The organism is Pseudaminobacter soli (ex Li et al. 2025), assembly GCF_003012705.1.
Classification (GTDB): Bacteria; Pseudomonadota; Alphaproteobacteria; order Rhizobiales; family Rhizobiaceae; genus Pseudaminobacter; species Pseudaminobacter soli.
Window position 1 is genome coordinate 111,687 of sequence record NZ_PXYL01000003.1, and the last position, 19,729, is coordinate 131,415.

General features: G+C 63.3%; 19 protein-coding genes. 9 read left to right on the forward strand and 10 right to left on the reverse strand.

Features of this window, described 5'->3' with window-relative positions:
* The first annotated feature begins 53 nt into the window (after positions 1-53).
* Positions 54-509, forward strand: a complete 456-nt coding sequence (locus C7I85_RS06715; protein ID WP_106723200.1) for a cyclic nucleotide-binding domain-containing protein — start codon at positions 54-56, stop codon at positions 507-509.
* Positions 510-539: 30 nt separating this feature from the next.
* Here the strand turns inward: C7I85_RS06715 and C7I85_RS06720 are convergent, their stop codons facing one another.
* From C7I85_RS06720 to C7I85_RS06750, 7 genes are all read right to left on the reverse strand, one after another.
* Positions 540-1,346, reverse strand: a complete 807-nt coding sequence (locus C7I85_RS06720; RefSeq protein WP_106723201.1) for an exodeoxyribonuclease III — start codon at positions 1,344-1,346, stop codon at positions 540-542.
* A 125-nt stretch (positions 1,347-1,471) separates the two neighbouring features.
* Positions 1,472-2,149: an outer membrane lipoprotein carrier protein LolA gene (locus tag C7I85_RS06725; RefSeq protein ID WP_106723202.1), complete on the reverse strand. Its 678-nt coding sequence runs from the start codon at positions 2,147-2,149 to the stop codon at positions 1,472-1,474.
* Positions 2,150-2,261: 112 nt separating this feature from the next.
* Complete coding sequence (locus C7I85_RS06730) at positions 2,262-4,919, reverse strand: DNA translocase FtsK (protein WP_106723203.1); 2,658 nt, start codon at positions 4,917-4,919, stop codon at positions 2,262-2,264.
* Positions 4,920-5,181: 262 nt separating this feature from the next.
* Positions 5,182-6,360, reverse strand: a complete 1,179-nt coding sequence (locus C7I85_RS06735; RefSeq protein WP_106723204.1) for a porin — start codon at positions 6,358-6,360, stop codon at positions 5,182-5,184.
* Between the two features lie 463 nt (positions 6,361-6,823).
* Entirely contained in the window at positions 6,824-8,203 is a 1,380-nt protein-coding gene (locus C7I85_RS06740) for an ammonium transporter (RefSeq protein WP_106723574.1), read from the reverse strand.
* A 91-nt stretch (positions 8,204-8,294) separates the two neighbouring features.
* A complete protein-coding gene (locus tag C7I85_RS06745) occupies positions 8,295-8,633 on the reverse strand; it encodes a P-II family nitrogen regulator (protein ID WP_106723205.1) in 339 nt (112 codons plus the stop codon).
* 220 nt (positions 8,634-8,853) lie between these two features.
* Positions 8,854-9,729: an acyl-CoA thioesterase gene (locus C7I85_RS06750; protein WP_106723206.1), complete on the reverse strand. Its 876-nt coding sequence runs from the start codon at positions 9,727-9,729 to the stop codon at positions 8,854-8,856.
* Between the two features lie 108 nt (positions 9,730-9,837).
* Between C7I85_RS06750 and C7I85_RS06755 the strand changes: the two genes are divergently transcribed.
* Positions 9,838-11,085, forward strand: a complete 1,248-nt coding sequence (locus C7I85_RS06755) for a ubiquinone biosynthesis hydroxylase (RefSeq protein ID WP_106723207.1) — start codon at positions 9,838-9,840, stop codon at positions 11,083-11,085.
* A gap of 221 nt (positions 11,086-11,306) precedes the next feature.
* A complete protein-coding gene (locus tag C7I85_RS06760) occupies positions 11,307-11,744 on the forward strand; it encodes an OsmC family protein (protein ID WP_106723208.1) in 438 nt (145 codons plus the stop codon).
* A gap of 136 nt (positions 11,745-11,880) precedes the next feature.
* Here the strand turns inward: C7I85_RS06760 and C7I85_RS30520 are convergent, their stop codons facing one another.
* From C7I85_RS30520 to C7I85_RS06770, 3 genes are all read right to left on the reverse strand, one after another.
* Positions 11,881-12,600, reverse strand: a complete 720-nt coding sequence (locus C7I85_RS30520; protein WP_146148839.1) for a hypothetical protein — start codon at positions 12,598-12,600, stop codon at positions 11,881-11,883.
* A gap of 107 nt (positions 12,601-12,707) precedes the next feature.
* Complete coding sequence (locus tag C7I85_RS06765; RefSeq protein WP_106723209.1) at positions 12,708-13,775, reverse strand: TraB/GumN family protein; 1,068 nt, start codon at positions 13,773-13,775, stop codon at positions 12,708-12,710.
* A 67-nt stretch (positions 13,776-13,842) separates the two neighbouring features.
* Complete coding sequence (locus tag C7I85_RS06770; protein WP_106723210.1) at positions 13,843-14,784, reverse strand: tyrosine recombinase XerC; 942 nt, start codon at positions 14,782-14,784, stop codon at positions 13,843-13,845.
* A 115-nt stretch (positions 14,785-14,899) separates the two neighbouring features.
* On the opposite strand from C7I85_RS06770, the gene rimM reads away from it, so the two are divergent.
* The 6 genes from rimM to C7I85_RS06800 all read left to right on the forward strand — a co-directional run bounded on the left by rimM (position 14,900) and on the right by C7I85_RS06800 (position 19,654).
* Positions 14,900-15,478 carry a ribosome maturation factor RimM gene (rimM, locus tag C7I85_RS06775; protein WP_106723211.1) on the forward strand — a complete coding sequence of 193 codons (579 nt, stop codon included), beginning with the start codon at positions 14,900-14,902 and terminating at the stop codon, positions 15,476-15,478.
* Positions 15,475-16,203: a tRNA (guanosine(37)-N1)-methyltransferase TrmD gene (gene trmD, locus C7I85_RS06780; RefSeq protein WP_106723212.1), complete on the forward strand. Its 729-nt coding sequence runs from the start codon at positions 15,475-15,477 to the stop codon at positions 16,201-16,203. The genes rimM and trmD overlap by 4 nt, the downstream gene beginning before the upstream one ends.
* 193 nt (positions 16,204-16,396) lie before the next feature.
* Positions 16,397-16,921 carry a 50S ribosomal protein L19 gene (rplS, locus tag C7I85_RS06785; RefSeq protein WP_106723213.1) on the forward strand — a complete coding sequence of 175 codons (525 nt, stop codon included), beginning with the start codon at positions 16,397-16,399 and terminating at the stop codon, positions 16,919-16,921.
* A gap of 76 nt (positions 16,922-16,997) precedes the next feature.
* Positions 16,998-17,819 carry a class I SAM-dependent methyltransferase gene (locus C7I85_RS06790; RefSeq protein ID WP_106723214.1) on the forward strand — a complete coding sequence of 274 codons (822 nt, stop codon included), beginning with the start codon at positions 16,998-17,000 and terminating at the stop codon, positions 17,817-17,819.
* 156 nt (positions 17,820-17,975) lie between these two features.
* On the forward strand, positions 17,976-18,773 hold the full coding sequence (locus C7I85_RS06795; protein WP_106723215.1) for a basic amino acid ABC transporter substrate-binding protein: 798 nt from the start codon (positions 17,976-17,978) through the stop codon (positions 18,771-18,773).
* A gap of 65 nt (positions 18,774-18,838) precedes the next feature.
* Complete coding sequence (locus C7I85_RS06800; RefSeq protein WP_106723216.1) at positions 18,839-19,654, forward strand: amino acid ABC transporter permease; 816 nt, start codon at positions 18,839-18,841, stop codon at positions 19,652-19,654.
* Positions 19,655-19,729: the final 75 nt, after the last annotated feature.

A 19,729-nucleotide genomic window follows, 5' to 3' on the forward strand; every position in this document is an offset into this window, starting at 1 on the left:
CCGAGCGCGGACCGCCTCCGGGGGAACTCCAGGCCAGGCATTTCGGGGACACTATGGCGCTGGATGACGACATCCGCATTCTGTCCGGCGTGAAGCTTTTCGAGGGCTTCAGCCAGGAACAACTGCGCCTGCTCGCCTTCGGCACCGAGTCGATGCGGCTGCCGGCAAGTCGTAAGCTCTATCTCGAGGACGACGAGGCCGACTCGGCCTATGTCGTCATCAGCGGCAGCATCGTCCTGTATCACGAAAGTGACCAAAATCGGACCCCGATCGCTTCGGTAAAGCCCGGAGAAATCCTCGGCGAGCTAGCGCTGATCGCCGACACCAGGCGGCTGACCAGCGCGGCTGCGGAAACCGATTCGGAAGTGCTGCGCCTGAACCGGAAGATGTTCCACCGCATACTCGAGGAATATCCCGAGCTGGCCGTTCACCTGCACCGGCGCGTCACCGAAGAGTTGCAGGCGCTCATTCGGCGGATAGAGGCACTGGCCTCGCGCTTCACGCCCTGAACTGCGCGCCGCGTCCCGCGGCGTGCCGACCTATTCCAGATCGAAGCGTGCGATCACCGGCACATGGTCGGAAGGCCGGTCCCAGCCGCGCGCCTCACGAAGGATTTCGTAGCCGGTGAAGCTCGAAGCCAGGTTCTGCGACGACCAGACATGGTCGAGCCGTCGGCCGCGATCCGAGCTTTCCCAATCCTGGGCGCGGTAGCTCCACCAGGTGTAGATCTTCTGCTCGTAGGGCACGTTGAGGCGCATGAGGTCGACCCAATCGCCGGCCTTGCGCATCGCCTCGAAATTTTCCGTCTCGACCGGCGTGTGACTGACCACTTTCAGAAGCTGCTTGTGCGACCAGACATCGTGCTCCAGCGGGGCAATGTTGAGATCGCCGACCAGGACCGAACCGGAAGTCGCGTCATGGTCCGCGCGGATCGCGTTCATTTCGGCCACGAAGTCGAGCTTGTGGCGGAACTTCGGATTGATCCCCGGATCCGGCTCGTCGCCGCCCGCCGGGACGTAGAAATTGTGCAGCAGAACCTTCTTGTCGCCTGCCGTGACCCGCACCGACAGATGGCGGCAATCGCCCATGGTGCAGAAGTCACGCTTCTCGACCAGTTCGATCGGCCGCCGGGCAACGGTGGCCACGCCGTGATAGCCCTTCTGGCCGCTTATGACGATGTGCTGATAGCCGAGCTTGCGGAATGCCGTCGACGGAAACTGGTCGTCAGGGCACTTGGTCTCCTGCAGGCAAAGCACGTCCGGGGCTTTCTCGAGCAGGAACCGCTCGACAAGCGGCATGCGCAGCCGCACGGAGTTGATGTTCCAGGTAGCGATCGAAAAAGACATGGGAAATTCCGGCGCAGAAAAGGACGACCGGAAATTGGCAGGCAAGACCGGCAATTACAAGCGCGGGCACCCCTGGGGGCGCCGCGTCTTACTCTGTCCACAGATTGAAAAGCCCAAAGGCAGCGTCACTGCCTGCCTTTGCGGTTGACCTCGATGTTGCGGCGGTAGTCGATCTTGAACAGGCTGGGATCGAGCTTCACTCCCTCCTGTACGTTGAAGACCATGACGGTCGTGTCCTTGCCCTGCGCATCCGTGATGGTCCACTGGCGCAGTTCGTAGGTCTTCGGATCGAACATCATGGTGATGCGCGAACTGCCGAACACGGACCTGTCGGCAAGCTGGATCGTGGTCAGGTCGTCATCTTCCTTGACGCTCTTGACCTTGTCGCCCGACAGATCGATGCGCGTGTCGAGCAGCAGCTTGAGCGGCGTCTTCGACAACGGATAAAGATCCATCGTGTTCATTTTCTTGTTGTCGAGGACAACAGATTCGCCATCGGAAATTACCTTGAAGCCGGAGCCACCCTCGTAGTTGAAGCGGATCTTGCCTGGCCGTTCAATGTAGAACTTGCCGCCGGTCTGTTCTCCGCGCGGACCGAATTGCACGAACTCGCCGGTCATCGTGCGTACGCCGGCAAAATGGTCGGCGATCTTCTGTGCGGCCTCACTGGGGGCAGCCTGGGCAAAAGCATCAAAACCTGGAAGCGTCGGCATCGCCGATAGGCCGAAAGCGGCAATAGCAATGCCAATGAACCGCTTGCGTGCCCTGTATGTCCAGGTCGGGGTCAAAGCGTCTTGGGTCATGCTGGGTTACCTTTGATTGAAATTTCGTTCGACGAGCAGATAGGGAGGTAGTTGGGCTGAAGTTTGGCCTTGGCAAGAGCAACCGAGATCAAACTCGCGTCACTGTTCCACCTCAGAACTTATCCTCTTCTGTCGGAACGAGGATTTCGCGTTTGCCCGCATGGTTTGCCGGTCCAACAATGCCTTCGTTTTCCATTCGCTCGATGATCGAGGCTGCACGATTATAGCCGATACCAAGGCGGCGCTGGATGTAGCTGGTCGAAGCCTTGCCATCGCGCAGCACGACGGCCACGGCCTGATCGTAAGGATCATCCGAGTCTTCGAAGTTGCCGCCACCGCCCTTCGACGACGAGGAATCGGCTTCGTCCTCGCCATCGTCTTCGGTGATGGCGTCGAGATATTGAGGCACGCCCTGCAGCTTGAGGTGCGCCACCACCTGCTCGACCTCGTCGTCGGAGACGAAGGGCCCGTGCACGCGCTGGATACGGCCGCCGCCGGCCATATAGAGCATGTCGCCCATGCCAAGCAGTTGCTCGGCGCCCTGCTCGCCCAGAATGGTGCGGCTGTCGATCTTCGAGGTGACCTGGAAGGAGATACGGGTCGGGAAGTTGGCCTTGATGGTGCCGGTGATGACGTCCACCGACGGGCGCTGCGTTGCCATGATGACATGGATGCCGGCAGCACGTGCCATCTGCGCCAGGCGCTGCACGGCGCCTTCGATATCCTTGCCGGCGACCATCATCAGGTCTGCCATCTCGTCGATGATGACGACGATGTAGGGCAGCGGCTCGAGATCCAGTTCCTCGGTCTCGTAGACTGCCTCGCCGGTCTGGCGGTCGAAGCCGGTCTGCACCGTGCGCTGGATCTGCTCGCCCTTCTTCTTGGCCTGCGCGACGCGGGCGTTAAAGCCGTCGATGTTGCGCACGCCGACCTTGGACATCTTGCGATAGCGGTCTTCCATCTCCCGTACCGTCCATTTCAGCGCCACCACGGCCTTCTTCGGATCGGTCACAACGGGGGTGAGCAGATGCGGGATGCCGTCATAGACCGACAGTTCCAGCATCTTCGGATCGATCATGATCAGGCGGCACTCTTCCGGCGTCATGCGGTAGAGCAGCGACAGAATCATGGTGTTGATGGCGACCGACTTGCCCGAACCGGTAGTGCCGGCCACCAGAACGTGAGGCATCTTGGCGATGTCGACGATGACGGCCTCGCCGTTGATCGTCTTGCCGAGCGCCAGCGCCAGCTTGGCCTTGGTCTGCTCGAAATCGCGGCTGGCCAGGATTTCACGGAGATAGACGGTCTCGCGTTTCGTATTCGGCAGCTCGATGCCGATCGCGTTGCGCCCCGGCACCACGGCGACGCGCGCGGCGATCGCGCTCATCGAGCGGGCAATGTCGTCTGCAAGGCCAATGACGCGCGAAGACTTGATGCCCGGCGCGGGCTCCAGTTCGTAAAGCGTGACCACTGGACCGGGGCGGACGTGGATGATCTCGCCCTTGACGCCGAAATCCTCCAGAACGCCCTCCAGGAGGCGCGCATTCTGCTCGAGCGAATCCTGCGACAGGCTGGGATCGCGCGAGATGTTCTTTGGCTCGGCGAGAAAGTGCAGCGACGGCATCTCGAATGCATTGGAACCGATAAGCGACGTTTGCGCTTCGCGCTGGACGCGCGCGCCCTGCACCGGGCGCGGCGCAGGGCCTTCCACACGCGCGCTTGGCGCGACGGCCGGCGTGCCGGCAGGCGAGCGGAAGTTCTGCACCCTCGTCGGCCGTGGCGCAGGGTCGGCAATGATGCCGTCCGGAACGAAGTCGAGCTCGTCCTCGTCTTCGTCTTCGTCCTCATCGATCCCCCGCCGGGCTGCGGCGTTGCGGCCCTCGGCAACCATGCTGGCAAAGAACTCGGGTTCAACGCGAGCACGGCCCTGCGGACTGACGCGCGCCTCGGCCATTTCAGCGACTTCGACCCTCTCGGCGGCACGGCGCCAGGCGCTTGCCGGCCGCGCTTCGAGATCGCCATAGTCTTCGTGCTTGCGACGGCGCGCCATCTTCCGATGCAGGAAAGCCCTGAACGACAGCCACCAATGCGCAATCGCGCCCAGCGCCAGGTTGCCGTCGTCCTCATCGTCCTCGTCGAAGATCGCGGCCAGGTCCTGCTCGCGCATATCCTTCTCGAGCTGATCGTCGACGGAACCGCTGTTCCGCAACAGGAGGCCAGAGCCGTAGCCGAAAAGCCAGAGCGCTGGAGCGGCGAGGGCTGCGATCACGCCACTGGCGACAAAGCCTTTCGGGTAGCCGCCGGTGAGCATGCCCGGGATCTTCAGCACCATGTCGCCGAAAACGCCGCCGAGGCCGGTCGGCAGCGGCCAGGTCTGCGGCGGCGTGGCGCAACCGGCGATAGCCGCGAAAAGAAGCGAGGCGCCAAACCAGGCGAACGCCCGGCGCGGCATCCTGGTGACGCCGCGCGCGGTGGCGAAGAAAAAGCCCCAGATCACGGCAGGTACCAGCGCTGCCACCGAGGAAAGACCATAGAATTGCATGGCAAGGTCGGAGAAGACTGCGCCGGGATAGCCCATGGCATTGGTGACCGGATTCTCGGTCGCGTGGCTGAAGCTTGGGTCGGCGACATTCCATGTGCCAAGGCTCGCCAGCGCAAAAACAACGAAGCCGAACATGGCCAAGCCGGCCAGACGCGCGGCCTGCTTCCTGGCAAAATCCTTCAATCCATGGCTCGTATCGGTGAGCGCGAGCTGTGTGGCTGAGCGCATGCTGCTTCCCCGTCCGCAATCAGGTTGCCCGGAGCGCGAACGCATCTCGGGCAGAGTCGGACATCAAATTAGCGGCGGGAAGGTTAAGGCGGCATTAACCATGAGCGAAAACGAATTCCAAACGTGCGGACCGTCGCGGAATCCACAAAACGTCAGTTCGAAACTGCCGAGAAAGTCGCCGCAGCTCCCTTGCATGGCATTGCCGCAAACAAAAAAACCCGGCGGTTGCCCGCCGGGTTTCTCAAATCGACCGTTGAGCCGATTAGAACGAACGCTGGAAGCGAACCATGCCGCCGAAGCCGTCGCGGATCTTTTCCTTGGTAACGTCGGTGTGGACCGAGTTCCAGGCAACTTCCGGGGTGATCGTGAAGCCAGGAACCAGCGTGTAGGCAACGTTGGCAACCACGGCGACGTCCTTGTTCTGCGACCAGGAAGCCTGGACGTTGAGAGCAGCCTTCTCGTTGACCTTGAAGGTACCGCCGCCCCAGACGGCCCAGTGACCGCCCCAGCCCTTGTAGAAGCTGCGGGTGATGTTCTTCTCGGTGCCGTAGCCGGCCATCACGAACAGCGCCAGCTGGTCGTTGACGTTGACGTCGAGGCGAGCCTTGCCAGCCCACTCTTCCCAGACCGAGTCGTAGCCGACGACGCCGGACACGCCGCCCCAGCCCTGCGTGAAGGCAGCACCGGCAACCACGTGCGGAGCGTAGGAGTCGATCGTGTAGAGCTTCCCAGCGCCATCTTCGACGGCGACTGCGGCCGAGAAGCCATTGCCGCCCGTGAAGGTGTAGGCGATCTGGTGCGTACCGTAGTCGGCGTCAGCGCCGCCAGCGTACGAAATCAGGTCGTCCTCGATCACGTTGCCAGCATAGCCGGTGAACGTGGCGAACAGCGAGTCGGTCTTGCCAACGCGGAAGCCGCCGAGCTCGATGAAGGCGTGCTCGATGCCATACGTGTCGGAGGTGGAGGTCGCCGCGCCGACGACGTCCTTGTTCGCGTCGACGACGTCAACAGTGCCCGTGGCGAAGTTGAAGTCGACGTGCATGTAGCCGCGCAGGGTGCCGAGTTCGGTTTCCGAACGGGCGTCGAGCTGCACAGCGGCGCGGGCGCGCTGGTAGTAGGTGTCATGACGGCGAGCTGCTGCAGCAGCGTCCGTAACACTAAGACCGTCAGCGATACCCTGAGCAAAGTCCTTCTTGTCGATCACGTCGTTCAGGCCGCCGTAGCCGCCCTTGCCGCCGCGGACGTCGTAGCGGAGGTAGCCGCCGACGCGGAGGCAGGTCTCGGTGCCCGGGATGTAGTAGAAGCCGGCGCCGTAGACGTCGCAAACGCGGACGTATTCAACGGGTTCGGGCTCAGCAACGACGACAGCGTCGGCAGCGCGAGCGCCCGAAACTGCTGCCAGCGCAGCAGCGGAGCCGAGAAGAAGGCTCTTGATGTTCATTTCTGACCTCCAGTCAAAAAAGCATTTCAAAAATGGGTCTGGGTTTTCTTTGCTGAAGGACAGCAGTTCCTCGACCGGTTCCGAGGAGTGGCCCGGGGGCGTCCTTCCTCGCGCTTTGGATCACCCAGAGCGCCGGCCCTTCTCAACCCTTGAATGCGTTTTTAGCCGCCACATAAGAGGCCTATCTGAGGCAACTGTGGCAGATATGTCATAATCGGAGGGCCTGACTAAATTAGTCATTTTTTCCATACTTAGGTAGTCATTTTTTCCATACCAGCAAGCCAAACAGCCCAGAGAACGCCGAATCGGCAGGCGATTCGTTTCGCCGGGTAAAGACCGCCGATTCGGTCACATTCCGAATAAAAAGGAGGCCCGGACGAACCGGGCCTCAAGCGCGTGACACGGTTCCTTCAATCCGGTCACGACGGGATCAGTTTCCGGCGGTCGCGCCGCCGGATGAAGCTCAAGCGTGGTAGGCAACCTCGCCATGCGAGGTGAGGTCGAGACCCTGGGATTCGGCTTCCGCGGTCGGGCGCAGGCCGACGATCATGTCCACGATCTTGTAAAGGATGAACGAGCCGATGCCGCACCACACAATGGTGACGAGCACCGCGATGACCTGAGTCCGCACCTGGCCGGCCATGGTCACGCCATCGGCATAGCCGACGCCGCCAAGCGCCGTAGAGGCAAAGACACCGGTGCCGATCGCGCCGATCATGCCGCCGATGCCATGCACGCCGAACACGTCGAGCGAGTCGTCATAGCCGGCCCGGATCTTCACGACCGTTACGAAGTAGTAGCAGACGACGCTGGCAATTGCGCCGAGGACAATGGCCCCGACCGGCCCGACATAGCCGGCGGCCGGCGTGACGGCGACGAGGCCGGCGATCATGCCGGATGCCGCGCCCAGCATCGAAGCCTTCTTGCGGGCCAGCGATTCGACCACCACCCAGGCGATGATCGCGCCGGCCGTCGCGGTGAAGGTGTTGATCATGGCAAGTGCCGCGCCGCCATTGGCCTCGAGGTTCGAGCCGGCATTGAAGCCGAACCAGCCCACCCACAGGATCGAGGCGCCGACCATGGTCAGTGCCATCGAATTCGGCGCCATGTTGTCACGCCCATAGCCTTTGCGCTTGCCGACAAGGAGCGCGCCGACGAGGCCAGCGATACCGGCATTGATGTGGACGACGGTGCCGCCGGCGAAGTCCAGCGCGCCCCAGTTGAACAGCAAGCCATGCGAATCCCAGACCATGTGGGCGATGGGGAAATAGACGAAGGTCACCCACAGGATCACGAACAGGATCACCGCCGAAAACCTGACGCGCTCGGCGAAGGCACCGATGATGAGAGCCGGCGTGATGCAGGCGAAGGTCATCTGGAAACAGATGTAGACGAGTTCGGGAATCACCACGCCATTGGTGAAGGTGGCCGCGGTGCTGTGTGGGGTCACGCCGGCAAGGAAGAGCTTGCCTAGCCCACCCCAGAAGGGGCTGGTGCCGCCGCCGAAGGCGAAGGAATAGCCGTAGAGCACCCAGATAATGATAACGACGGCGACGATCATCGTGCACTGCATGAGAACCGAAAGCATGTTCTTGGCCCGCACCAGCCCGCCATAAAAGAGCGCAAGCCCCGGCAGCGCCATGAACAGCACCAGCAGGCTCGACACCAGCATCCAGGCAGTGTCGCCCTTGTCGGGCACGGAAGTCGCTGCAGCCGCGCCCGCGGCAGCCGGCGCTGCCTCCTGCGCGAAGGCCGAAAGCGTGCCCAGGGCACCGAGCGCGAGCGCGAGCGCGCTTAAAAGAACATTGCGCGCCGTTGGCACAAGGAGGGTCGGAATCTTCATCGAAATCTCCATCGGATGTGGGTTGTCCGTCTGCGGCGCTTTTCGTGGCTTGAAAGCTGCGGGTGTCGCGAAGGCGCCTGACCCCGAAAATTCAGAGCGCGTCGGCATCGGTTTCGCCGGTGCGAATGCGCACGGCCTGGTCGATTCCGAAAACGAAGATCTTTCCGTCGCCGATCTGGCCGGTCTTGGCTACGGCAATGATTGCCTCGACGGTCTTCTCCGCCATCTCGGAGGGCACGGCGACCTCGATCTTCACCTTGGGCAGGAAGCTCACCGCGTATTCGGCCCCGCGATAGATCTCCGTATGTCCCTTCTGGCGCCCGTATCCCTTGACCTCGGTGACGGTCAGCCCCTCGACGCCGACGGCGGTGAGCGCTTGCCGCACCTCCTCCAGCTTGAACGGCTTGATGATTGCCATCACGATTTTCATCAGGTTCACCCCTTGCTGGTGCGGTATCCCGCGCTTGCACGACGTCGCCGGCGCGCATGGGTGCCGCCGGAGAGCGTTTAGGGTAAATCAAGCTCCGTGCCAGTTTGGCCGAAGGCTTTTAAGACATTGAAAACAAAATAATATTTTCCGAGAGGCGAGCCTATCGGATCAAGGAAAAGCACTCTGCCTGATTATTAATTAGGCAGTTACAAAGAACTGCCTATTCTGTGGGCGAATGCCGAAGCCGGATAAGACCTTCCTGGGCTACGGAGGCAATCAACGTGCCGTCCTGCGCATAGAGCGCGCCGCGCGTAAAGCCGCGCGCGCCTGAGGTCGAGGGGCTGTCCTGCGTGTAGAGCAGCCACCCGTCAAGCGGATGCGTGCGATGGAACCACATGGCGTGGTCGAGGCTGGCCGCCTGGATGTCGCGATCGAAGATCGCTCGGCCATGCGCGAAGGTCGAGGTGTCGAGCAGCGTCATGTCGGATAGATAGGCCAGCACCGCTGCCTGCGTGGCCCGGTCGGACGGCACCGGCCCGGTCGTGCGAATCCAGATCTTCTGTTCCGGCGCAAGCTTCTCGCGGCTCGTATAGTGCTTCAGCATCACCGGCTTCATTTCGATGGGCCGGTCGCGTTCCCAATAACGACGAATGCCCTCGGGCACGGCGTCGCCGAATCTGGCGATCAGGTCCTGCTGCGTACCAAGCGTCTCCGGCGCGGGCACGTTGAGAGGCATCGGCAATTGGTGGTCGAGACCGTCTTCATCCACCTGGAAGGATGCCTCCAGCGAAAAGATGGCCTTGCCATGCTGGATCGCGACCACCCGGCGCGTGGTAAAACTGCCGCCATCGCGGATGCGGTCGACCTCGTAGACGATCGGCACCTTGGTGTCGCCGGGGCGCATGAAATAGCCGTGCAGCGAGTGTACATGCCGATCTGGCGACACCGTGCGCTGGGCAGCCACCAGAGCCTGGGCGATGGTCTGTCCACCGAACACGCGCTGCCAATCGGACTGGGGGCTGCGACCACGATAGAGGTTGTGTTCCAGCTCCTCGAGGTCGAGAATGGCGAGAAGCTCTTGCATGGCCGCCGTCATGTTTCGCACCTTTCAATGCAACGCGAACAGTGACGGTTTCGGACAGAACGTTCGGCCGAGTCAAGGCGACTGACAGAATTGAAGATGCGAGACCCGGAGGACAGGGCGATGGGCGAAACAGAAACCGCGACCGGAATGCACCCGACACTCGACGTGCTGATTGCCGGCGCCGGCTATGTCGGGCTTGCCGCCGCGGTGTCACTGAAGCAGGCGCGGCCCAATCTTGCGGTCGCAATCGTCGACGCAGCCCCCAAGGACGCATGGAAGCGCGACACCCGGGCCTCGGCCGTGGCCGCCGCCGCCTGCCGCATGCTCAGCCAACTCGGCTGCTGGAACGAGATTCTGCCCGAGGCGCAACCCATCACCGACATGGTGATCACCGATTCGCGTACCGCCGATCCGGTCCGGCCGGTCTATCTGACCTTCGACGGCGAGGTCGCGCCTGGCGAGCCCTTCGCCCACATGGTCGCGAACAAGGTTATGAACGGTACGCTGCGCCGTCGCGCTGCCGAACTCGGCATCGACATCATCGAAGGCGTTGCGGTTCAGGCCTTTGAAACCGGCATCGCCAGCGTGACCATCCACCTTGCCGACAGCACCTCGCTCAACGCCAGGCTTCTGGTCGCGGCGGACGGCGTCAACTCCCGCCTGCGCGACATGGCCGGCATCAAGGCGGTCAGATGGGAATATGGCCAGTCGGGCATCGTCTGCACCGTCGCCCACGAGCGCCCGCACAATGGCCGCGCCGAAGAGCATTTCCTGCCAGCCGGCCCCTTCGCCATCCTGCCGCTCAAGGGCAACCGCTCTTCCATTGTCTGGACGGAGCGCACAGAGGACGCCGAACGGCTGGTCAACAGCGATGAACTGGTATTCGAAACCGAACTGGAACATCGCTTCGGCCTGCAACTGGGCGAGCTGCGCGTGGAAGACAAGCCGCGCGCCTGGCCGCTCGGCCTGACGCTGGCGCGCGATTTCGTGGCGCCGCGCTTCGCGCTCGCGGGCGACGCTGCCCACGGCATCCATCCGATTGCCGGACAGGGGCTCAATCTCGGCTTCAAGGATGTCGCCGCACTTGCCGAGACCCTCGTGGAAGCAGACCGGCTTGGCCAGGACATCGGCGCACTCGACGTCCTGCAGCGCTACCAGATCTGGCGGCGTTTCGACACGGTGCAGATGGGCGTGACCACGGACGTGCTCAACCGGCTTTTCTCCAACGATTTCGGTCCGGTGCGGGCAATGCGCGATTTCGGGCTCGGCCTGGTCGACCGCATGCCGCGCCTGAAATCCTATTTCATCCGCCAGGCATCCGGCCTCGAGGGAGACATGCCCAGGCTTCTCAGGGGCGAGGCGATCTAAAGCATGATCCCGAAAAGCTGCAGACTTTTCGGACAAGATCATGCTTTAAAAACAAAATCTTAGCGCGAGATTAGGGGCTCTGGGATAAGTTGCCTCGCGCTGGCGCCTGCCGATAAGGCTGCGTTTGCCAAAATCCCCGTAGCCCGCCGCGTTCCAGGCCCTATATTCGCCAAATCGCCGGATCGATTGCCGGCGCCATCATGAGCCAGGAGGAACGCGCCATGCATCGCCAAGCAACCGCTATCTGGAAAGGAACGCTGACCGAGGGAGGCGGCACGCTGGATACGCAAAGCGGCGCCTTGTCCAAGGTACCGTACTCGTTCAAGGGACGCTTCCAGGACGAGAGCGGCAAGTCGGGCACCAACCCGGAGGAGCTGATCGCCGCTGCCCACGCCGGCTGCTTCGCCATGCAGCTGTCGTACTTCCTTGCCGAGAACGGGACGCCCGCCGAAAATCTCGACGCGACGGCGGTGGTGACCTATGGCCCGGCCGCCGATGGCGGCTTCGAAATCACCGAAAGCGCAATCACGTTGGTCGGCACCGTGCCGGGCATCGATGCGGCAAAGTTCAAGGAATTGGCCGAAACGGCGAAGGCGGGCTGCCCGGTTTCCAAGGCACTCGGGGCGATCAAGGTTTCGCTCGACGCCAGGCTCGCTTGAATCGCGCCTGAAGACACGGGTGCGCCGGCTTGCGCCGGTCGCCCTTAATCCCAAATCTGGCAGCCGCAGTATTCGGTTGCCTAAAAATGCCAACGGCCCGCTACGAAGCGGGCCGTCTTTGTTTCGCAAACAAGCATTACTGCGCGGGCACCGCCGGTGCGGGTTGTGCCGGTGCGGCCGGGGCCGCTGGCTGCGCAGGGGCCGGAGCGGTTGGGGCCGGCGCATTTGATTGCGGTGCTGGCGCTGCCGGTGCGGGTTGTGCCGGGGCAGCCGGCGTCGCAGGCTGGGCAGGCGCCGGAGCGGCATGGGTCGTAGCCTGGGGCGCGGGAGCTGCGGGAGCTGCGGGAGCAGCTGGCGTCTGTGCCTGAGGCGCCGGGGCTGGAGTTGGGGCGGCAGGTGCCGCCGGCGTCTGTGCCTGGGGCGCCGCCGGAGCAGGAGCCGGAGCAGCGGGCGCTGCCGGAGTTTTGGTCTCCGGCGCGGGCGTGGCCGGAGCGGCGGGAGCCGCCGGCGTTTTGGCTTCCGGCGCTGGCGCGGCTGGAGCAGCGGGTGCCGCCGGAGTTTTGGCTTCCGGCGCCGGTGCAGCCGGAGCCGCAGGGGCCGCCGGGGTCTTGGCCTCGGGCGCTGGAGCAGCCGGCTGGGTCGTGGTGGGCTGGCCCGTCGTCTCGACTGGCGTCTGCGACCGCGGGAAGAAGATGAAATAGGCGATCACGGCCAGGACGAGCACGATTGCCGCGATGAGAATGCTGCTGCCGCCGCTGACTGTCTGCGACTGATCCTCCGCGTTCGCCGCACTCCTTGACCTGCGCGGCGTGGAGTGAGAGGCATCGGCCGTATGTGGATCCGCAGCCTTGGCCATGATCGGGCTCCGTCAGTTGCGCGGCAACTTAACGAACATAAACGAACAAGGCCTTGTTTGGTTTCATTTGCCGCAAGAGGCTAACCAAATGAAAGTTGGCCGACTGCTCAGTTTACGGCAGTGACCGTGTAGCCGTCCTTGCGCAGCAACTCGACGAGGCCGTCCGAGCCGGGCAGATGCATGGCGCCGACCGCGATGAAGGCATTGCCCTTGGCAAGGATCGGTTCGGCCCGCTCGGCCATTACGTGGTTGCGCGACTTGACCATTGCCTCGTCGAAGGCGGCATAGCCTTCGTCGCCGCCCGATTCATCCGGCAGCACGGCGCGGAACAGCGGCCAGAACATGCCGGTATCGCCCCGCTGGTAGAGCACGATCATCGTTTCGACCACATCGTCCATGCGGTCGCCGAGCTTCAGCGTGTCGACCAGGCCCCTCACGTGAAAATCCATCGGCAGCGAAGCCATGGCGCGAAGCTGGTCGGCAACGGTCTCCAGCCCGTCGATCTCCTTGCCCTCGGACTTGCCGTCCTGCGCCAGCTTGATGTCGAGCACCGGCTCGCCCTCGGACTTGCGGGCGAGTTCGCAGGCCGGCAGCGCGACCATGGCCGAAAGCATCCACGGCTTCATCTTGGCAACGCTTGCCAGCGAAATGCCGCGGTCGGTAAGCGCCTTGTCGACGATGGCCGCATCCTCCGGCGACAGCAGCGACGCCAGCGTCGTGCTGTCGGTGAACATCGTCAGCTCCGGTTCCTTCATGATGGCGGCGACCATCTTGGACTGGTCGAGGATTTCCGTCGTCTCGATCACCACCGTGCCCGACACGTCGAAGGCTTTTTGCGCGGCGGGCGGCAAGGCGGTCACGCGCGGGTCGGTCATGTGCATGGTGCCGAAGAGGAAGGACGGCGTCTCGCCTGCCTTTTCGATCTTCCACAAGAGGCCCCTGCCATTCGGCGTCGCGGCCGCCTCGGCTTTGATCTTGTCGAGCAGCGCCGGATCGCTCTTCTGCAAGGCGGCCAGCATGTCCGTGCCCTTGCAGGCCTCGGCCCCGGCGTGCGCCTCGCCCATGGCGAGCACGGTCATGATGAGGAAGGAAATGAAAAACAGCACGTTGAGCGCCGCGAGCAGCAGCAGGGCCTTGTGCGCGGTACGGTCAGCAATGGCGATAGCGCGTTTCATGCCTTAATCGTTAAACGCAAAAAACGGCCAAACCGTTAACTGCTGCGGCCAAATTGTCGCGTTGCGATCATGCTCGCGGATGCGCTGCCTCATAGATGTCGAGCAGCCGGGAGGTGTCGACGCCGGTATAGATCTGGGTGGTCGACAGGCTGGCGTGGCCGAGCAGTTCCTGGATCGTGCGCAGATCGCCCCCACGGCCGAGCAGATGAGTGGCGAAGGAATGGCGCAACGCATGCGGCGTGGCGGTGTCCGGCAGGTTCAGCGCCGAACGCAGCTTTTGCATCTCGCGCTGGAGGATAGCCGGATTGAGCGGGCCGCCCCGCGCGCCGCGAAACAGCGGCGCCTCGGGCCCGAGATGAAACGGGCAGAGTTTTCGATATTCGGCAACCGCCGCCAGCGCCGCCGGCAGCACCGGCACCAGCCGCGTCTTGCCACCCTTGCCGGTGATGCGCAGCACCCTGTCTTCGGACGAGGCGAGTTCGGCGCCATTGAGCCCGAGCGCCTCGGAAATGCGCAGGCCGCAGCCATAAAGCAGGGTCAGGACTGCCGCATTGCGGGCCGCGATCCAGGGCTCTTCGGCAAGCTGCTCCTGTGCTGAGACGACGCGCTTGGCATCCGATGCGGTCAAGGGCTTGGGCAGCGATTTCGGCTGCTTGGGAGCCCGCAAAGCCGCTGCACCCGCGGCATTGGCAAGGCCGCCGCGCTCGAGAAAACGCAGGAAAGAGCGTACGCCCGCAAGGCCGCGCCCCAGCGTGCGCGCGCCGACACCATCGCCACGCCGTGCCGCAAGAAAGGCGCGCAGATCGGCGGGCCGCAGTTCCTTGATGTCGGCAATGCCTGGCGCTCCACCGCAATGCCCGGTCAGGAACTGGAAGAATTGGCGCGTGTCGCGCTCATAGGCTTCCACCGTCAGCGCCGATAGCCGCCGCTCGCCGGCGAGCGCCTTCAGCCAGCTTTCGCGGGCCTCACGAAGGTCGGGGCGGGCGTTGATCAGAAATTCCTGCTGCATGGTCCGTCTGTGATTTGCCTCCGTCGCATGCTGAGGCCTGCCGGTTAGCAACGGGTGAAGGCATCGTTGAAATCGGCGAACGGCGGGGATAGAGACGGGCAAAGGACAAAACACCATGCCAAAGCTTGAAAATCCCATCCAGATGGCCGTGATCGGCGCTCCGCACGGCGTGCGCGGCGAACTGCGCGTCAAAACCTTCACCGGCGATCCGCTGGCGCTCGGAGATTACGGGCCGCTCTTCGCCTCGGATGGACGCGCCTTCGAGATCGTCGACATCAGGTCGGCGAAGACCGTCGTGGTCGTGCGCTTCAAGAATGTGAACGACCGCGGCGCGGCCGAGGCACTGAATGGCACAGAGCTCTTCATCGACCGCTCGGCGCTTCCCGACGATGGCGAGGAGGACGAGTTCTACCACGCCGACCTGATCGGGCTCGCTGTGAAGGACGAGACCGGCGCATCGGTCGGCAAGGTGACGGCCGTGCAGAATTTCGGTGGCGGCGACATTCTCGAAATCATCCATGCCGGTAAGAAGGGCGTGCTCGTGCCCTTCACCGAAGCGGCCGTGCCCGAGATCGACATCAAGGCCGGTTTCCTGCGCATCGACACGCTGGCCGCCGGGCTTGTGGAGGAGCCTGAAGAGGACTCCGACGAAGAAGCGACGCGCGACCAGAAGGAAGCCGGAGGCGACCGGTGAGTGGCTTTCGCGCCTCCGTCCTGACGCTCTACCCGGAAATGTTTCCGGGCGCGCTTGGGCTGTCGCTGGCCGGGCGCGCGCTTGAACGGGGCGACTGGTCGCTCGAAGCGGTTCAGATTCGCGACTTCGCCACCGATCGCCACAGGACCGTGGACGACACGCCCGCCGGCGGCGGTGCCGGCATGGTCATGCGCGCCGACATCCTTGCCAAGGCGATAGACGCCACCGCCCCTGCCGATGACCCGCGCCCGAAGCTTCTGATGAGTCCGCGCGGAAAGCCGCTGACGCAAGCGCGGGTGCGCGAGCTGGCGGCGGGACCGGGCGTGATGATTCTGTGCGGACGCTTCGAGGGCGTCGACCAGCGCATCATCGAGGCGCGCGGCCTGGAGGAAGTGTCGATCGGCGATTTCATCCTGTCGGGCGGTGAGCCGGCGGCGCTCGTTCTGCTCGATGCCGTGGTGCGCTTGCTGCCGGGCGTCATGGGCAACGACACGTCGGGCGACGAGGAGAGCTTTGAGAACGGCCTGCTTGAGCACCCGCATTATACGCGGCCGCAGGAATTCGAGGGCCGACCGATTCCCGAAGTGCTGGTGTCGGGCAATCACGCAAAAATCGCCGCCTGGCGGCGCGAGCAGGCCGAGAGATTGACCAAGGAGCGGCGCCCCGACCTGTTTGCGGCCTACGAATTGAGCGAAAGCGCCAAAAAACCAGCACCCAAGAGGTGACAATGCACGCGGAAGCGTGTATGTGCGCCCCGCAACTGGGAGTATGATGCTCCTTTAGCCCGTCAACAAAGACGGTGAAATCGCCCCTGCCTCGGCTTCTCGGCGAGAAGTAAAGGCATAGCCAAGCGGTCTTCGAACTGGGTGGCAAGTGCCGGGCGCTCTGGCTGTTGAGAACGAAGAAGAGGTTATTGCGATGGACATCATCCGTCAGCTCGAGGCCGAACAGGCCGCCAAGATCGAAGCAAAGCGCAAGCTCCCCGAATTCCAGCCGGGCGACACCGTCCGCGTCCTGGTCCGCGTCACCGAAGGTTCGCGCACCCGCGTTCAGGCCTATGAAGGCGTCGTGATCGCGCGCTCGGGCTCGGGCTTCCAGGAAAACTTCACCGTCCGCAAGATCTCCTACGGCGAAGGCGTGGAACGCGTGTTCCCGGTCTACTCGCCGATGGTCGAGGGCGTCGAGATCGTCCGCCGCGGTAAGGTTCGCCGCGCCAAGCTCTATTACCTGCGTGATCGTCGCGGCAAGTCGGCCCGTATTTCGGAGAACACCGGCGTGCGCGCCCGCAAGCTGAACGATGCCGAGCGCGACGCGCTGAACGCCGAGAAGGCGCGTATCGAAGCCGAGAAGATCGCTGCTGCCGAAGCCCTCGCCGCCGAGAAGGCTGCGCAGGAAGCCGCCGAGAAGAAGGCTGCTGCCGAGGCTGAAAAGGCCGCCGAATAGTTTTCCCCGCACAGGGATAGCTTTCGAAAAGGCGGCTTCGGCCGCCTTTTTGTTTTTGCGATGTCGGGAGGGGATCATGGACGAATTCACAGAGGCCAATCAGCGGAACTGGAACAACCGCGCCGAGCTTCACTCCACGGATACCACCGGCAGCTACCGCATCGCCGAGGTGCTGGCCGGCGGATCGTCCCTGCATGCGCTCGAAGCGGGCGAGATCGGCGATATCCGCGGCAAGGATATCGTCCATCTGCAGTGCCATATCGGTCTCGACACGCTGAGCCTGAAGCATCTCGGGGCGAAGAGCGTCACTGGTCTCGATTTTTCCTCCAAGGCGATTGCGGCCGCTCGGGACTTTGCCGTCCGGGCCGGCACCGAGGCCCGGTTCGTCGAGGCTTCGGTCTACGACGCACCGCAGGCGCTGGGCGACACCTACGACATGGTTTTCGTCACCTGGGGCGCGATCAACTGGCTCGACGACATCTATCGCTGGGCCCGCGTGGTTGCCGCGCTGCTGCGCCCCGGCGGCAGGCTTTATCTGCTCGAAGGGCACCCGCAGCTGAACCAGCTCGAAGCAAGCGATGGCGCGTTCAGAGTGCACTATGGCTGGCGCACGCCCAAGGACAGCCCGCTGACGTGGGACAACAGCCAGACCTACACCGGCGACGAGCGGCAACTGACAGACACCCGCCACTATGAGTGGGTTCACCCGCTGAGCGACATCGTCAATGCGCTGATCAAGGCGGGCCTGAACATCGATTTTCTCAACGAACATGAGATCGTCGTCTGGCGCGCCTTTCCCGATCTCGTCGAGCTTGGAGGGAACCAGTTCGCGCTGCCGGATTCCTATCCGAAATTCCCGCTATCCTTCTCCATCGGCGCCACGAAACCACCGAAGTAGACGCGCGGTCGCGCTTGCAGCCGGCGGCAGGGCCTATTTTTTGTTGTGACCGGCCTCGGGCAGCATGCCCGTCTCTTGCAAGCCGGCGGCAGTTGGCTAATCTTGCGCGCAATTCTTCCCTTTAGACCCAAGATATTTCCTGAACTGGAGCGCCTCATGAACAGGTTCAAACTCGTACTGGCCGGCCTGCTGGCTTGCGTCCTTTCGCCGACGCTGGCGTCCGCCGACACGCTGCCTGATCTGGGCGGAAAGACCGTGACGGTGGTGACCGAGAATGCCTATCCGCCGCTGCAGTTCATCGACCCCAAGACCGGCGAGCAGATCGGCTGGGAATATGACGCCATGAACGAGATGGCCAAGCGCCTGAACTTCAAGGTCGAGTACCAGAACACCTCCTGGGACGCGATGATTCAGGCCGTGTCCGACGGCCAGTACAACATCGGCATGACCGGCATCACCATCAAGGATGACCGCAAGGAGAAGGTCGACTTCTCCGATCCTTACATGCGTTCGCAGCAGTTCATGCTGGTGCGCAGCGACGAGAGCCGCTTCACCGACGCCAAGAGCTTCGGCGCCTTCAAGGACGGCCTGATCGCGGCGCAGCCGGGCACCTCGCCCTTCTACACCGCCGTCTACGAAATCCTCGACGGCAACGAGCAGAACCCGCGCATCAAGCTGTTCGAGACCTTCGGCGCGACCGTTCAGGCGCTGAAGTCGGGCGACGTCGACCTGGTTCTGACCGACAGCGTGGCGGCAAAGGGCTATGTCGATTCCTCGAACGGCGCGCTCAAGGTAGTGGGCGAGCCGCTCGGCACCGAGGATTTCGGCTTCATCTTCAAGAAGGGCTCCGACCTCGTTGCGCCGATCAATGCCGCCATCGCCTCGATGAAGGCTGACGGCACCTTCGATACCCTGAACAAGAAGTGGTTCCTCGACTACAAGATGGGCGAGTGACGGACCCAGTGAAGGCCGGGCGGTTTCGGCAAAAACGCCGAACCTCCCGGCCTTCGCATGTTCAGATGCTGCTTCTTCCCACGACTTCGTCCGACAAGAAGGAATTTCCCTGGTGGCTGGCCGTCGCGATCGCGATTGCCGTCGCCGTGGCAATCTTTATCGTCAGCAACGACATCTACAGCCAAGTCTTCCAGACGGTTGCCAAGGGTATCGGCATAACCGTCTTCGTTACGCTGGTCGGCTTCTCCCTCGCCTCTCTCCTTGGCCTCGGCATCGCGCTGATGGGCCTGTCGAATTCGGTCTGGCTGCGCCAGGTCGCACGCTTCTACGTCGAGATCATCCGCGGCATCCCGATCCTGGTGCTCCTGTTCTGGATCGCCTTCGTCGGCGCGCCCGCCTTCGTGGCCGGCTGGAATGCGCTGACCGCGCCGCTGCAGGACGCCGGCCTCATCTCGCCGCTGCAGGTGCGCGACGTCTCCCTGCTCTGGCGCGCCATCATGGCGCTCACCATCGGCTACTCGGCCTTCATCTCCGAAGTGTTCCGGGCCGGCATCCAGTCGGTCGATGCGGGACAGATCGAGGCCGCCAAGGCACTCGGCCTGACGCGCTACCAGCGCTTTCGCCTCGTCATCCTGCCTCAGGCTATCCGCACCATCCTGCCGCCGCTCGGCAACGACTTCGTCGCCATGGTCAAGGACTCCTCGCTGGTTTCGGTGCTGGGCGTGGCCGACATCACCCAGATGGGCAAGGTTTACGCTTCAGGCTCGTTCCGCTTCTTCGAGACCTACTCGATGGTGGCCTATATCTACCTGATCCTCACCGTCGGCCTGTCGCTGGCGCTTCGGGGCCTGGAACGGAAGCTGCGCCGCCAGCACGCCTGACGGGCCCCTCTAACGCTTCGGCCGAAACGGGATCGAAGGCCCACGCCGTCCTGGCCGATTGCCGATCCGACAAAA

What these genes read in the sequence shown, in the direction of transcription:
- C7I85_RS06795 (WP_106723215.1), top strand. Translation starts at nt 17,976, where the DNA reads ATGAACAGGTTCAAACTCGTACTGGCCGGCCTGCTGGCTTGCGTCCTT.
- rplS (WP_106723213.1), top strand. Translation starts at nt 16,397, where the DNA reads ATGGACATCATCCGTCAGCTCGAGGCCGAACAGGCCGCCAAGATCGAA.
- C7I85_RS06735 (WP_106723204.1), bottom strand. Translation starts at nt 6,360, where the DNA reads ATGAACATCAAGAGCCTTCTTCTCGGCTCCGCTGCTGCGCTGGCAGCA.
- C7I85_RS06760 (WP_106723208.1), top strand. Translation starts at nt 11,307, where the DNA reads ATGCATCGCCAAGCAACCGCTATCTGGAAAGGAACGCTGACCGAGGGA.
- C7I85_RS06755 (WP_106723207.1), top strand. Translation starts at nt 9,838, where the DNA reads ATGGGCGAAACAGAAACCGCGACCGGAATGCACCCGACACTCGACGTG.
- C7I85_RS30520 (WP_146148839.1), bottom strand. Translation starts at nt 12,600, where the DNA reads ATGGCCAAGGCTGCGGATCCACATACGGCCGATGCCTCTCACTCCACG.
- C7I85_RS06790 (WP_106723214.1), top strand. Translation starts at nt 16,998, where the DNA reads ATGGACGAATTCACAGAGGCCAATCAGCGGAACTGGAACAACCGCGCC.
- C7I85_RS06745 (WP_106723205.1), bottom strand. Translation starts at nt 8,633, where the DNA reads ATGAAAATCGTGATGGCAATCATCAAGCCGTTCAAGCTGGAGGAGGTG.
- C7I85_RS06730 (WP_106723203.1), bottom strand. Translation starts at nt 4,919, where the DNA reads ATGCGCTCAGCCACACAGCTCGCGCTCACCGATACGAGCCATGGATTG.
- C7I85_RS06715 (WP_106723200.1), top strand. Translation starts at nt 54, where the DNA reads ATGGCGCTGGATGACGACATCCGCATTCTGTCCGGCGTGAAGCTTTTC.
- C7I85_RS06800 (WP_106723216.1), top strand. Translation starts at nt 18,839, where the DNA reads ATGCTGCTTCTTCCCACGACTTCGTCCGACAAGAAGGAATTTCCCTGG.
- C7I85_RS06770 (WP_106723210.1), bottom strand. Translation starts at nt 14,784, where the DNA reads ATGCAGCAGGAATTTCTGATCAACGCCCGCCCCGACCTTCGTGAGGCC.
- C7I85_RS06740 (WP_106723574.1), bottom strand. Translation starts at nt 8,203, where the DNA reads ATGAAGATTCCGACCCTCCTTGTGCCAACGGCGCGCAATGTTCTTTTA.
- C7I85_RS06750 (WP_106723206.1), bottom strand. Translation starts at nt 9,729, where the DNA reads ATGACGGCGGCCATGCAAGAGCTTCTCGCCATTCTCGACCTCGAGGAG.
- rimM (WP_106723211.1), top strand. Translation starts at nt 14,900, where the DNA reads ATGCCAAAGCTTGAAAATCCCATCCAGATGGCCGTGATCGGCGCTCCG.
- C7I85_RS06720 (WP_106723201.1), bottom strand. Translation starts at nt 1,346, where the DNA reads ATGTCTTTTTCGATCGCTACCTGGAACATCAACTCCGTGCGGCTGCGC.
- C7I85_RS06725 (WP_106723202.1), bottom strand. Translation starts at nt 2,149, where the DNA reads ATGACCCAAGACGCTTTGACCCCGACCTGGACATACAGGGCACGCAAG.
- C7I85_RS06765 (WP_106723209.1), bottom strand. Translation starts at nt 13,775, where the DNA reads ATGAAACGCGCTATCGCCATTGCTGACCGTACCGCGCACAAGGCCCTG.